Here is a 12,317-nt window from a genome sequence, read left to right on the forward strand (position 1 = left end):
TGATTTGAACCGCGGAGACGTTCGCTTCCAGCCAGTCCGATCCCGATCAGCGAAAACGACAATGGAGCTGACCATGACCACGTTCGACAAGCGCGAGCAGGGCTTCGAGGCCAAATTCGTCCACGACGAGGAGCTCATGTTCAAGGCCACGGCCCGGTCCAACAAACTGCTCGGGCTCTGGGCCGCAACCCAGCTCGGCCTCAGCGGCGATGCCGCAGCCGGCTACGCGACGGCGCTGGTGACGGACCATCTCGAGAATCAGTCGATGGACGAGATCCTCGACAAGGTGGCAGGCGATCTTGCCGCCAAAGGCGTCGCGCGCGACCAGGTCGCAGCCAAGCTTCAGGAATGCATGCACCACGTGTTACAGCAGCTCGAAGCGGATAAGTGAAACAAAGCCGGCCCTCGACGGCTGGGATCGGGAGGCGGGTGGTGGCTTGCGGACTATCCTGCGGAGTATCTTGCAGCAGCCTCGGCAAATGGCCCGGCGTGATCGCGCTCGCTGCTGCGATCCTGGTCGGCTGCAGCGCCGCTGAGGTATCGGCCACGCCGCTGACGCCATTTCGCTACGAGGCGCAGGCGCAGCGTCATTGCCCGCACGACCGGGTGGTCTGGCTCGATTTCAGAAAAGGCATCTACTACGGCAAAGGCCAGAAACGGTACGGCCAGAGTTTTGACGGCAGCTTCGTCTGCCTGAGCGAAGCCCGTGACAGCCTCTATCGGCGCTCGCTGCTTGGACTGCGGTAAGCGTATTTGTCGGGAAGTGCCGGCTGCTCAGGCGAAGGCCAATGCCACGAGGCTGGAGCACAGCAGGACCAAACCGCCGGCGGTCAATGCCAGGAAGCCGCCGGATACGAGGTCATGGGATACGAGGTCATGGTTGCGCATGGGACACCTGCCGCTCTCGTCTTCGATGCTCGATCGGATCGATTAAAAATGTCCGAACGCGCCGTCTTGAAAGGGTGATGCTTGCCGTCCGCGCGAGTGCCTCAGGCCCTCGTGCGGTAACCTTCAAACGCATGGGCCAGGAAGATCCCCGCGCTTACCAAACCCATCAGTGCCGAAACCGTCTCGATCATCGTCTCATTCCATTCCGCCCTGCACGCGAGAAAACGCGGGCGGCCTTGCACAGTCAAAAGAATTCCAGTGAGCGGCGCGACAATGGGGGTGGAGTGAGGATTTGGCGCAACAGAATGTCCGGCCGTGGCACGGAGCAGGGCGCCCGCGCCCCGTAGTTCAACGGGGCGAACGCATACGCCCCGTTTACCATCCCGGCGTGAACGCTGTGCGCTCCCCATTTCCGCCGTGTTCGGGTTGCGTTATCGTTACCACTTCCGATGCGGTGGTGGGCCGCCTCGGAGCAAAGGACCGGATAGCGCTGCCCCGTAGCCAAAGCGGGTTAGGTACGCCTCCGGCAAAGTGGTATTTGGGGCGAATGGGGATCCGACGTTCAGATTCGGTTTTGCGGGCCGCGCGCGCTGCTGCGGCGGTCGCGACCTGCCTTGCGCTCGCCAATTGCGCGTCCTCCAACAAATTCGCCAGCCGGGTCGATCCGAAATACGGCGTGTCCTCGAGCCCCCGGGTCGTGGCTTTGGGTGATCCGGTCCCGAAGGGCGGCGGCGCCTACCGCGTCGGCAAGCCCTATGTGGTAGGTGGCCGGACCTATGTGCCCGAAGAGGACGTCAACTACCGTGCCGAGGGCATGGCGTCCTGGTACGGCGACGACTTCCACGGCCGCTTGACCGCCAATGGCGAAGTGTTCGACATGGGCTCGCTGACCGCGGCGCATCCGACCCTGCCGATGCCGTCCTATGCGCGGGTGACCAACGTCTCGAACGGCAAGTCGCTGATCGTCCGCGTTAATGACCGCGGGCCCTATCATGGCAACCGGCTCATCGACGTCTCGAACAAGGCCGCCGAACTGCTGGAATTCAAAGGCAATGGCATCGCCAAGGTTCGTGTCGAATATGTCGGCCGGGCGCCGCTGGAAGGCTCCGACGACCGCCAGTTGATGGCCACCTTGCGCACCGGGACCCCGGCGCCGTCACCCTCGATGGTCCGGGTCGCCTCCGCGAGACCCTTCGTGCCGGAGCTGCCGTCGTCGAACCGCGGCGCCATGCGCGGCGAAGTTCCGACGCCGGAGGGACGGCCCTATAATCTCGGCAACACCTCCGCCGACATGGCTTCACTCAGTGCGACCTCGGAAATGTCGGCCTCGAGCCGCAACCGGGGCCGGGCGCTTCAGAACGCCCACGCCGTGTCCTATGACGGGGACGGCCGCTATGCGACCGAGAGCGCACCGTCCGGCGCCTACGCCTCGGACGGCGCTGCCGAGGCCCGGGGCATCCTGAGCGGCCGCGGCCTCTACTGAGCCGCGCTTTCCTTCAGGAAGGTCACCAGCGCCGCATTCACCTCGTCCGGCCGCTCCTGCTGGACCCAATGGCCGGCGCTCTCGATGATCAGCTTTCGCTTCAAATTGGGCAGCACGCGCACGAGCTCGTTGACGCGCTTGGCTCCGATCAGGCCGGTGATGACGGCGTCTTTCGAACCGGCAATGAAGAGCGAGGGCTGGTGGATTTGCGCGTCCTGCCACGGCGCCGTCAGCTCCCAATTGCGATCGAGGTTGCGATACCAGTTCAGCCCGCCGCGAAAACCGGATTTGCGGAAGGTTTCGGTGAAGTAGGCAAGGTCAGTCTCGGTGAGCCAGGCCGGCAAAGGCTCCTCCGGGTTGCCGTGGCCGAGGAATCCCTTGCCCTCCTGCACGAACATGGCCGCAGAGGGATCGGCAAGGCCGCGCCCGCCGAGCACGATGCGCATGGTGCGCGCGACGTCACGCTCGAACTCGGCTTCGGCAACGCCGGGCGCCTGGAAATACTGCCAATAGAAATTGGTGATGCCGCCCTGGCGCAGAAGGTCGAGCGGCTTGCCGCGACCGCGGAACGGCGGCGGCACGCTTAGGCCGGCGACCGCCGTGAAGATGTCAGGCCGGAACAGCGCCGCGTGCCAGGCCACCGGTGCACCCCAGTCGTGGCCGACCACCATGGCCTTGGTCTCGCCAAGCGCCTGCACGAGGCCGACGATATCGCCGACTGTGTCGAAGATCGAATAGGCCGTCGCTTCGGGCGGCGCTGAACTCTGGCCATAGCCGCGCATGTCGGGGGCGACGACGCGAAACCCGGCCTGCGCCAGCGCCGGGATCTGGTGGCGCCAGGAGTAGGAGAGTTCCGGCCAGCCGTGGCACAGCACCACCAGCGGCCCCTGACCGGCTTCGCGGATGAACAGGTCGATCCCGTTGGCCTTGATCACGCGGGTGGAGGACATCGCTTTTCCGCCTTGTTTCAGGGGTTTGGTCAGAAAATCTGAGGTGCCACGATAGGGGCCGGACGAGAATCGTGCAATCTCGGGACAAGCGGCCACCCCGTGTTGTTCGCACCGGCTCCAACTGTTAGAACGCCGCTCTCAGGGCTTGGCCATGGAATTTCATCTTTCCTCGTTTGGGCGCACCCGGCTCACCGCCGGAGCGCTGGCGCGCGGGCTGATCGCGACGGCTCTGGTGGCGACCATCGGCTGGGGCGGAGCGCTCTACGCGGCCAACCAGAGCGTCCAGGGCGCCAAGAAAACAGATGATTCCGGCTTCGACGGCGACGCCCCGACCGCGATCCTGATCGAGGCCTCCAGCGGCAGCGTGCTGTTCGAGAAGAACGCCGACGAGCTGCGCGCGCCCTCCAGCATGATGAAGCTGATGACTGCGGAGGTCGTCTTCAACGCCATCAAGAAGGGCGACATCAAGCTGACCGACGAATACCGGATCAGCGAGAACGCCTGGCGCAGGGGCGGCGCGCCCTCCGGCGGCTCAACCATGTTCGCCGCGATTAACAGCAAGGTCACAGTCGACGACCTCCTGCACGGGGCGATCATCCAGAGCGGCAACGACGCCTGCATTGCGCTCGCCGAAGCCATGGCGGGCAACGAGCGGATTTTCGCCGCCGACTTCATGACCAAGCGCGCCCGTGAGCTTGGCCTGACGAAATCGACCTTCGGCAATTCCAACGGTCTGCCCGACCCCGCCAACAAGATGACGGTGCGCGAGCTCGGCATCCTTGCCCGGCACATCATTCTCGACTTCCCCGAATTCTACAAACTGTTCGGCGAGAAGGAATACACCTGGAACAAGATCCGCCAGCCCAACCGGAATCCGCTGCTCAATTCCATGGAAGGCGCCGACGGTCTGAAGACCGGCTACACCAAGGAAGGTGGCTACGGCATGGTCGGCTCAGCGGTGCAGAACGGCACGCGGCTGATCGTCGTCATCAACGGGCTGGAAGACCCCGAAGATCGCGCGACCGAAGCCAAGAAGATGCTGGAATGGGGTTTTCGCAATTTCGAGACCCGCACGCTGATCGCGGCCGATCAGCCCGTCGGCTACGCCAAGGTGTTCGGCGGCGAGAGCCGCTCGGTGAAACTGGTGGCCAAGACGCCCGTGAAAGTGATGGTGCACAAGAACGGCAGCGACAAGCTGATCGCGCGCGTCGTCTATAGCGGTCCGGTGCGCGCGCCGGTCGAGGCCGGCCAGAAGGTCGGGCTGGTCAGGGTCTGGCGCAGCGGCAACATCGCGGTGGAGACGCCGGTCTATGCCGCTGACGCGATCGGCACCGGCTCGACCGTGCGCCGTGCGATCGACGGCGCCAGCGAGCTCGTGATCGGCATGTTCCGTGCGGGCGCCGAGAAGCTCTGATCATGAGTGAAAGTGCGGTCAAGTGGCCGTCCGGACGCGGGCGTTTCGTCACCTTTGAAGGCGGCGAGGGCACGGGCAAGTCGACCCAGATCAAGAAGCTCGCTGATCGCCTCAAGGCGGCGAGGATGCGTATCCTCGTCACGCGCGAACCGGGCGGCTCGCCGGGCGCCGAGATCATGCGGCATCTGGTGCTGTCAGGCATGGGCAAGCTGCTCGGACCCGAAGCCGAGACGCTGCTGTTCGCGGCGGCCCGCGATGACCATGTCCGCACCCTGATCCAGCCCGCGCTCAACCAGGGCACCTGGGTGCTGTGCGACCGCTTCGCCGACTCGACGCGGGCCTATCAGGGCAGCCTCGGCCAGGTGCCGGCGGCGCTGATCAACGCGATGCAGCGGGTCACGATCGGCGATCTCAAGCCGGACCTCACCATCATCCTCGACCTGCCGGTCGAGATCGGCTTGCAGCGCGCGGCCGCACGCCGCGGCAGCGGCACGCCAGACAGGTTCGAGGCCGAGAAGCTCGGTTTCCACCAGGGCCTGCGCGAGGCCTATCGCAAGATCGCGGCGGACGATCCTGCGCGTTGCGTGCTGATCGACGCCAATTCCGATCCCGACACGGTTGCCGGACGCATCTGGACCGCGCTGCGTGATCGCCTGCTTCCGACGCCGGCATCGGTGGTGTCCATATGAGCCCGCGTCAGACCGAGCGCGAAACCGCCATGTCTCATCCGCGCGAGACGGGCGTTCTGTTCGGCCATCGCGAGGCCGAGACCGCGCTGCTCGCCGCCTATCGCAGTGGGCGCATCCCGCATGCCTGGCTGATTGGCGGGCCGCAAGGCATCGGCAAGGCGACGCTGGCATATCGGATGGCGCGCTTCGTGCTCGCTCACAGCCAGCCGCTGGCACCCTCGGTGCAGCGCGCCGAAGACCTCGCCATCAATCCTGATGACACCGTGGCGCGGCAGGTTGCGGCGAGCTCGCATGGTGGCCTGCTGACGCTGGAGCGCACCGCCAACGACCGCGGCGTCATGCGCACCGTCATCACCGTGGACGAGACGCGCGAGACGATCGGCTTCTTCGGCTCGACCGCAGCGGCCGAAGGCTGGCGCGTCTGCATCGTCGACACTGTCGACGAGCTCAATCCGAATGCCGCCAACGCGCTGCTGAAAATTCTCGAGGAACCACCGCAGCAATCGCTGTTCCTGCTGGTGAGCCACGCGCCGGCGCGCGTGCTCGCCACGATTCAGTCGCGCTGCCGCAAGCTGCGCCTGCGCGCGCTCGCAACCGACGACGTGATTGCTGCAGCCGCAACCGCCGCCGATCTCGACCCGAATGATCCGGCGTTGCGCGAGGCGGCGGAGGCGTCCGAGGGCAGCGTCGCGCGGGCGCTGACGCTGCTCGGCGGTGACGCCCTGAAGCTCCAGCAGCGCACGGCCGCGCTGCTGGCGCGACTGCCGCAGGTCGATCCGCGCGAATTGCACACGCTCGGCGAATCGCTCGGCACCAGTGACCGCGTTGCCCTTGCCGCCTTCATCGACGGCATCGATCGCTGGATCGCGGAACGCCTGCACACCGACGAGGCCGACGCCAACCAGAACCTGCCGCGCCTTGCGCGCCTAGCTGAGGTATGGGAAAAGATCGTCCGCGCCGCGCGCGACACCGAAACCTACAATCTGGAGCGAAAGCCCTTGGTTTTCTCGGTGTTCGGCTGGCTGGCGGACGCAACACGCTAGAGCATGATCCGGAAAAGTGTGCAGCGGTTTTCCCGATGGGATCATGCTCAAGACAATAAACTAACGCAAGTTCGTTTCCAAATTTCGAGAAGCCGGTAAAGGAATTCGTCGTGGCAGCGCGAGCTAAGAAAACCGCCAAGGGCAAGAGCAGCAAGAAGAAGGCTGCCACAAAAGCCGTCAAGAAAGCCACGAAGAAGGCCGTGAAGGCGCGCGCGCGCAAAGCTCCCAAGAGCGTCAAGAAAGCCACCAAGACCAAAAAGACGGCTGCCAAAAAAAACGGGAAGAAGAGCACCGCGAAGACGGCAAAGAAGGCAGCGAAGAAGCAGGTCGTTGCCAAGAAGACGGTGAAGACAGCGACCAAAAAGCCAGCCAAGGCTTCGGCGAAGAACGAGACTTCGGCAAAAAACAAGGCTACGGCGAAGAACAAGACCCCGGCGAAGAAGATAGCCAAGACGGCGAGGGTGGCTGCGCCTGCCGTGACCACCACATTAGCTCCTGTCGCCACGCCGCCGAAGGCTGTGAAGCCCAATGCATCGAAGCCCAAGGCCCCGCCCGCACCGAAGTCCGTCGCAGCGCCGCAGGCCACCACGCCCGTGGCCGTGGCCGTGCCCGCGCGGGACAACGTCTTCTACATCACGACCGCGATCGCCTATCCCAATGGCAGTCCTCACATCGGCCACGCCTATGAGGCGATCGCGACCGATACGTTGGCGCGTTTCGCGCGACTCGACGGCAAGGATGTGTTCTTCCTGACCGGCACCGACGAGCACGGCCAGAAGATGGTTCAGACCGCGGCCAGCGAAAAAATGTCCGTCTCGGAGCTCGCGGCCCGCAATGCCGGCCGTTTCAAGCAAATGGACGAGCGCCTCAACGTGTCGTTCGACCGCTTCATCCGCACCACCGAGGAGCAGCATCATCGCTCCAGCCAGGAGATCTGGCGGCGCATGGAGGCGAACGGCGATATCTATGCCGACATCTATGCCGGCTGGTATTCCGTGCGCGACGAAGCCTATTACGCCGAGGACGAGACGCGCCTGAACGACGACGGCGTGCGGCTCGGACCGCAGGGCACGCCGGTCGAATGGGTCGAGGAGAAGAGCTACTTCTTCCGCCTGTCGGCCTATCAGGACAGGCTGCTCAAGCTCTACGAGACGCAGCCCAATTTCATCGGCCCCGACTCCCGCAAGAACGAGGTGGTGAGCTTCGTCCGAGGCGGCCTGCGCGATCTTTCGATTTCGCGCACGACGTTCGACTGGGGCGTCAAGGTGCCCGGGGACGAAGAGCACGTGATGTATGTCTGGGTCGACGCGCTCACCAACTACATCACCGGCGTCGGCTTCCCCGACGAGAGCGACAACAACTGGCGTTATTGGCCTGCCGACGTGCACATCATCGGCAAGGACATCATCCGCTTCCATGCGGTGTACTGGCCGGCTTTCCTGCTGTCGGCCGGGATCCCGCTACCGAAGCGGGTCTATGCCCATGGCTTCCTGTTCAGCAGGGGCGAGAAGATGTCGAAGTCGGTCGGCAACGTGGTCGATCCCTTCAACCTCGCCGACCAATACGGCGTCGACCAGATGCGCTATTTCTTTCTGCGCGAGGTCCCGTTCGGCCAGGACGGCAACTATAATCACGAGGCCATCGTCGCGCGCATCAATGCCGATCTCGCCAACGATCTCGGCAATCTCGCGCAACGCTCGCTGTCGATGATCGCCAAGCAGCTCGGCGGCGTGCTCCCGGAGCCCGGCGAATTCAGCGACAACGACAAGGCGATCCTGTCGCAAGCTGACGGCATGCTCGCGGCGTCTCGCGAAGCGATGGCGACGCAGCAAATCCATCACTGGCTCAACGCCGTGTGGGCTGTGGTCGCGGAAGCCAACCGTTATTTCGCGGGCGAAGCGCCGTGGGCGCTCGCCAAGACCGATCCTGTCAGGCAGAGGACGGTGCTCTACGTCACCGCCGAAGTCGTGCGCCAGATCGCGATCCTGGCCCAGCCTGCGATGCCGACGGCCTCGGGATTGCTGCTGGACAGCCTCGGGATCCCCGAAGGGGAGCGCAGCTTCGCCGCGCTCGGCGGCGCAACGCGCATCGCGCCCGGTACGACGCTGCCGGCGCCGACGCCCGCTTTCCCGCGCTACATCGAGCCGGCGGCGTAAGGCGCTCGCACCATGCTGGTCGACAGCCACTGCCACCTGGATTTTCCGGACTTTGCGGAGGATCTCGACGGGATCGTGTCGCGGGCGCGAGCGGCCGGCATCGGCCGCATGGTCACGATTTCGACGCGGGTGAAAAGGCTGAACCAGCTCTTGGCCATCGCCGAGCGCTACGACGACGTCTATTGCTCGGTCGGCACCCATCCGCATAACGCGGATGAGGAAGACGGCATCGCACCGGACGAGCTGATCGCGCTGACGCAGCATCCCAAGGTCGTCGCGCTCGGCGAAGCCGGGCTCGATTATTTCTACGACAACGGCTCGCCGGAGGCGCAGGCGAGGGGCTTTCGCGCCCACATCGCCGCCGCCCGCCTCACCGGCTTGCCGCTGGTGATCCACACCCGCGAGGCGGACCAGGATTGCGGCCGCATCCTTGAAGAGGAAGCCGCCAAAGGATCGTTTCGCGCCGTGTTGCATTGTTACACCGGCGGGCGCGAGCTGGCGCTGAAGGCGGTCTCGCTCGGGCTCTATATCGGCTTCACGGGCATCCTGACCTTCAAGAAGTCCGAGGCCCTGCGCGCGCTTGCGGCCGAACTGCCGTCCGACCGTATTTTGGTTGAAACAGACTCGCCCTACCTTGCGCCGGGCAAGTTCCGGGGCAAGCGCAACGAACCGGCCTATGTGGTCGAGGTCGCAAAAGTGCTCGCCGAAACACGCGGCGTGTCGTTTGACGAGATCTCGCGCCAGACAAGCGAAAACTTCTTTCGCCTGTTCTCCAGGGTGAAAGCTTAGAACTGGGAGCCGCATGACGCTGACGCTGACGATCCTGGGCTGCGGCTCCTCCGCCGGCGTGCCGCGCCCGGCACTCGGCTGGGGTGCCTGCGATCCCAACAATCCCAAGAACCGCCGTCGCCGCTGTTCGCTGCTGGTCGAGCAGACATCGGGCGAGGGCACCACGCGTATCGTGATCGACACCTCGCCGGACCTGCGCGAGCAATTGCTCTCGACCAATGTCGACCACATCGATGCAGTATTCCTGACCCACGAGCACGCCGATCAGACCCACGGCATGGACGATCTGCGTTCGGTCGTGATGCACATGCGCCGGCGGATTCCGACCTATCTCAATCAGTCGACTGCGAACGACATCATGTCGCGGTTTTCCTATTGCTTCGTCTCGCCGGCGGGCAGCGACTACCCGCCGATCCTGTCGGCGCAGTCGATCGAGGCCGGTGAAAGCCAGACCATCCAGGGAAAGGGCGGCGCGGTGACGATGACCGCCTTCCTGGTGCAGCACGGCAACATTCCCGCGCTAGGCTATCGCATCGGCGATGCCGCCTACACACCCGATCTCAACGACATCCCGCGCGAGAGCTGGGGCGCCTTGGAAAATCTGGATCTCTGGATCGTCGATGGCCTGCGCTACACCAGCCATGTCAGCCATTTCAGCATCAACGACGCGTTGTCCTGGATCGAGCGCTTCAAGCCGAAGCGCGCCGTCATCACCAACATGACGGCCGACGTCGATTATGAGGTGATCCGGCAGTCGCTGCCGGCGGGCGTGGTGCCCGCGTATGACGGGCTGCGGCTGGAGACCCGCTGAACCTGCGGTGGAAATTCCGGCGAGAGCCGGCATACTCCTTGCTTGCGCTGGGCCCATCATGTTGATCTAACGTCTGAAAGACAGGCGCTGGGGCAGGGGCGATATTCATGCAGGACCGGCGCGCGACGTGCGATCGCCGGGACCGTCTGAATCGCCTCATGTGAGGATGGGGATCGCGTTGGCAGGGGACGATGTCACGAGCCGGGGACCGGTGCGACGCGCGCTGGATCTCCTTTATCTCGGTGCGGGTTACGCCGCCGGGGCCTTCATGGTTGCGATCTTTGCAATCATGATGATCATGTCGATCGGGCGCCAGTTTGCGGTCAACATTCCCGCCGGCGATGATTTCGCCTCCTGGTGCATGGCCGCGATGGCATTCCTCGGCCTCGCTCACACCTTTAAGCGCGGCGAGATGATCCGCGTCGGCCTGCTGCTGGAGCGTCTGCATGGGCGCTCCAAACAGGTTGCGGAGGTCGTGGCCCTCGGTATTGCCGCCGCTTTCATCCTCTATTTCACCCGGCATGCCGTGCAGATGACCTACGATTCCTGGCGCTTCAACGACGTGGCGCAGGGCGTCGTCGCGCTTCCGCTCTGGATTCCGCAGCTCGGGTTTTCCGGCGGACTCGTGATCCTGTCGATCGCGCTCATTGATGAAATGGTCAGTGTCATCAGCGGCAACCGGCCGAGCTACGAGAAGGGCTCGCCGAACGAGACCCCGGACGAATTCATCGAGCGGATCTCACAAGGCGGCGGAGGTTGACGATGGCCAATCTCGGCATGATCGAACTGTCGTTTATTCTGCTCGGCGTCATGATCGTGCTGCTGGGAAGTGGCATCTGGATCGCGGTGTCGCTGGGGCTCGTCGGCTTCGTGGCGATGGCGCTGACCACCAGCCTGCCGCTCGGCTCGGTGCTTGCGACCACGACATGGAGCGCAAGCTCGTCATGGACGCTGGCGGCGCTGCCGCTCTTCATCTGGATGGGCGAGATTCTCTTCCGCACCAAATTGTCCGAGGAAATGTTCCGGGGCCTGTCGCCCTGGGTGCAGTGGCTCCCGGGGCGTCTCACTCATGTCAACGTGATCGGCTGCGGCATCTTCGCGGCGGTGTCGGGCTCGTCGGCGGCGACCTGTGCGACGATCGGCAAGATCGCGCTGCCTGAACTGGACAAGCGGGGCTACGATAAGGTCTTGAGCCTGGGCTCGCTCGCGGGCTCCGGCACGCTCGGACTGCTGATCCCTCCGTCGATCCCGATGGTGGTCTATGCGGTCACCGCGAACGTCTCCGTGCTTCAGGTGTTCCTCGGCGGCTTCCTGCCCGGCGTGCTCGTGATGGTGCTCTATTCCGGCTACATCATCATCTGGTCGCTGCTCAATCCGAAGAAGATTCCGCCGCGCGATCCTCCGATGCCGTTTCGCCGGAAGCTGCAAGAATCCGCCAAGCTCGCCCCATGCCTGCTTCTGATCCTGGCGGTCTTCCTCTCGCTCGTGCTCGGGTTTGCGACCGCAACCGAATGCGCAGCCTGGGGCGTTTCGGGCGCGCTGCTGCTGGCGTGGTGGAGCCGCACGCTCACACGCAAGAACTTCCTCGAAAGCATCATGAGCGCGACGCGCCTGACCTGCATGATCATGCTGATCCTGGCAGGCGCTGCCTACACGACCGCAGCGATGGCCTATACGGGAATTCCGGCGGCACTCGCCACCTGGGTCCAGGGCCAGCAGCTCACCCCGGGCATGCTCGCGCTGTATCTGAGCATCATGTATATCATCCTGGGATGCCTGATCGACGGCATCTCGATGATCGTCCTGACCGCCGTGATCGTGCTGCCGATGGTCAAGCAGGCCGGCCTGGACCTGGTCTGGTTCGGCGTCTATCTCATCATCCACGTCGAGATGGCGCAGATCACGCCGCCGGTCGGTTTCAATCTGTTCGTGCTCCAGAACATGAGCGGCCGCGATACCTTGACCGTCGCGCGGGCGGCGTTCCCGTTCTTCGTCCTGCTGCTCGCGGCCGTGTTCATCATCACGGAATATCCGCAGATCGTGATGTTCTTGCCCAAGCTCGCTTTCCCGGACTGAGCGTACCGTTTTGAAATT

At 64.3% G+C, this 12,317-nt stretch carries 12 protein-coding genes; 11 read left to right on the forward strand and 1 reads right to left on the reverse strand.

Annotated features, from left to right (window positions below; translation table 11 throughout):
- Window positions 1-73: 73 nt before the first annotated feature.
- The 3 genes from AC0L3C_RS00885 to AC0L3C_RS00895 all read left to right on the forward strand — a co-directional run bounded on the left by AC0L3C_RS00885 (window position 74) and on the right by AC0L3C_RS00895 (window position 2,371).
- A complete protein-coding gene (locus AC0L3C_RS00885; protein ID WP_473283075.1) occupies window positions 74-391 on the forward strand; it encodes a DUF1476 domain-containing protein in 318 nt (105 codons plus the stop codon).
- Window positions 392-432: 41 nt separating this feature from the next.
- Complete coding sequence (locus AC0L3C_RS00890; protein WP_473406914.1) at window positions 433-747, forward strand: hypothetical protein; 315 nt, start codon at window positions 433-435, stop codon at window positions 745-747.
- A gap of 688 nt (window positions 748-1,435) precedes the next feature.
- On the forward strand, window positions 1,436-2,371 hold the full coding sequence (locus AC0L3C_RS00895) for a septal ring lytic transglycosylase RlpA family protein (RefSeq protein WP_473261233.1): 936 nt from the start codon (window positions 1,436-1,438) through the stop codon (window positions 2,369-2,371).
- Here AC0L3C_RS00895 and AC0L3C_RS00900 read toward each other — a convergent pair.
- Window positions 2,365-3,321: an alpha/beta fold hydrolase gene (locus AC0L3C_RS00900; protein WP_473261235.1), complete on the reverse strand. Its 957-nt coding sequence runs from the start codon at window positions 3,319-3,321 to the stop codon at window positions 2,365-2,367. The two genes, AC0L3C_RS00895 and AC0L3C_RS00900, sit on opposite strands and share 7 nt — an antisense overlap.
- 151 nt (window positions 3,322-3,472) lie before the next feature.
- On the opposite strand from AC0L3C_RS00900, the gene AC0L3C_RS00905 reads away from it, so the two are divergent.
- From AC0L3C_RS00905 to AC0L3C_RS00940, 8 genes are all read left to right on the forward strand, one after another.
- The gene (locus tag AC0L3C_RS00905; protein WP_473283079.1) at window positions 3,473-4,735 is read left to right on the forward strand and encodes a D-alanyl-D-alanine carboxypeptidase family protein; all 1,263 of its coding nucleotides are present in this window, start codon (window positions 3,473-3,475) and stop codon (window positions 4,733-4,735) included.
- A 2-nt stretch (window positions 4,736-4,737) separates the two neighbouring features.
- Complete coding sequence (gene tmk, locus AC0L3C_RS00910; protein WP_473261239.1) at window positions 4,738-5,424, forward strand: dTMP kinase; 687 nt, start codon at window positions 4,738-4,740, stop codon at window positions 5,422-5,424.
- On the forward strand, window positions 5,421-6,467 hold the full coding sequence (locus tag AC0L3C_RS00915) for a DNA polymerase III subunit delta' (protein ID WP_473406915.1): 1,047 nt from the start codon (window positions 5,421-5,423) through the stop codon (window positions 6,465-6,467). Before tmk ends, AC0L3C_RS00915 begins: the two co-directional genes overlap by 4 nt.
- Before the next feature lie 110 nt (window positions 6,468-6,577).
- Window positions 6,578-8,623, forward strand: a complete 2,046-nt coding sequence (metG, locus tag AC0L3C_RS00920; RefSeq protein ID WP_473406916.1) for a methionine--tRNA ligase — start codon at window positions 6,578-6,580, stop codon at window positions 8,621-8,623.
- Window positions 8,624-8,635: 12 nt separating this feature from the next.
- On the forward strand, window positions 8,636-9,412 hold the full coding sequence (locus AC0L3C_RS00925; RefSeq protein ID WP_473261245.1) for a TatD family hydrolase: 777 nt from the start codon (window positions 8,636-8,638) through the stop codon (window positions 9,410-9,412).
- A 13-nt stretch (window positions 9,413-9,425) separates the two neighbouring features.
- The gene (locus AC0L3C_RS00930) at window positions 9,426-10,223 is read left to right on the forward strand and encodes an MBL fold metallo-hydrolase (protein ID WP_473406917.1); all 798 of its coding nucleotides are present in this window, start codon (window positions 9,426-9,428) and stop codon (window positions 10,221-10,223) included.
- Between the two features lie 166 nt (window positions 10,224-10,389).
- On the forward strand, window positions 10,390-10,983 hold the full coding sequence (locus AC0L3C_RS00935; RefSeq protein ID WP_473261247.1) for a TRAP transporter small permease: 594 nt from the start codon (window positions 10,390-10,392) through the stop codon (window positions 10,981-10,983).
- 2 nt (window positions 10,984-10,985) lie between these two features.
- A complete protein-coding gene (locus AC0L3C_RS00940) occupies window positions 10,986-12,299 on the forward strand; it encodes a TRAP transporter large permease (protein ID WP_473406918.1) in 1,314 nt (437 codons plus the stop codon).
- Window positions 12,300-12,317: the final 18 nt, after the last annotated feature.

This window comes from Bradyrhizobium sp. WSM4872, from assembly GCF_055811715.1.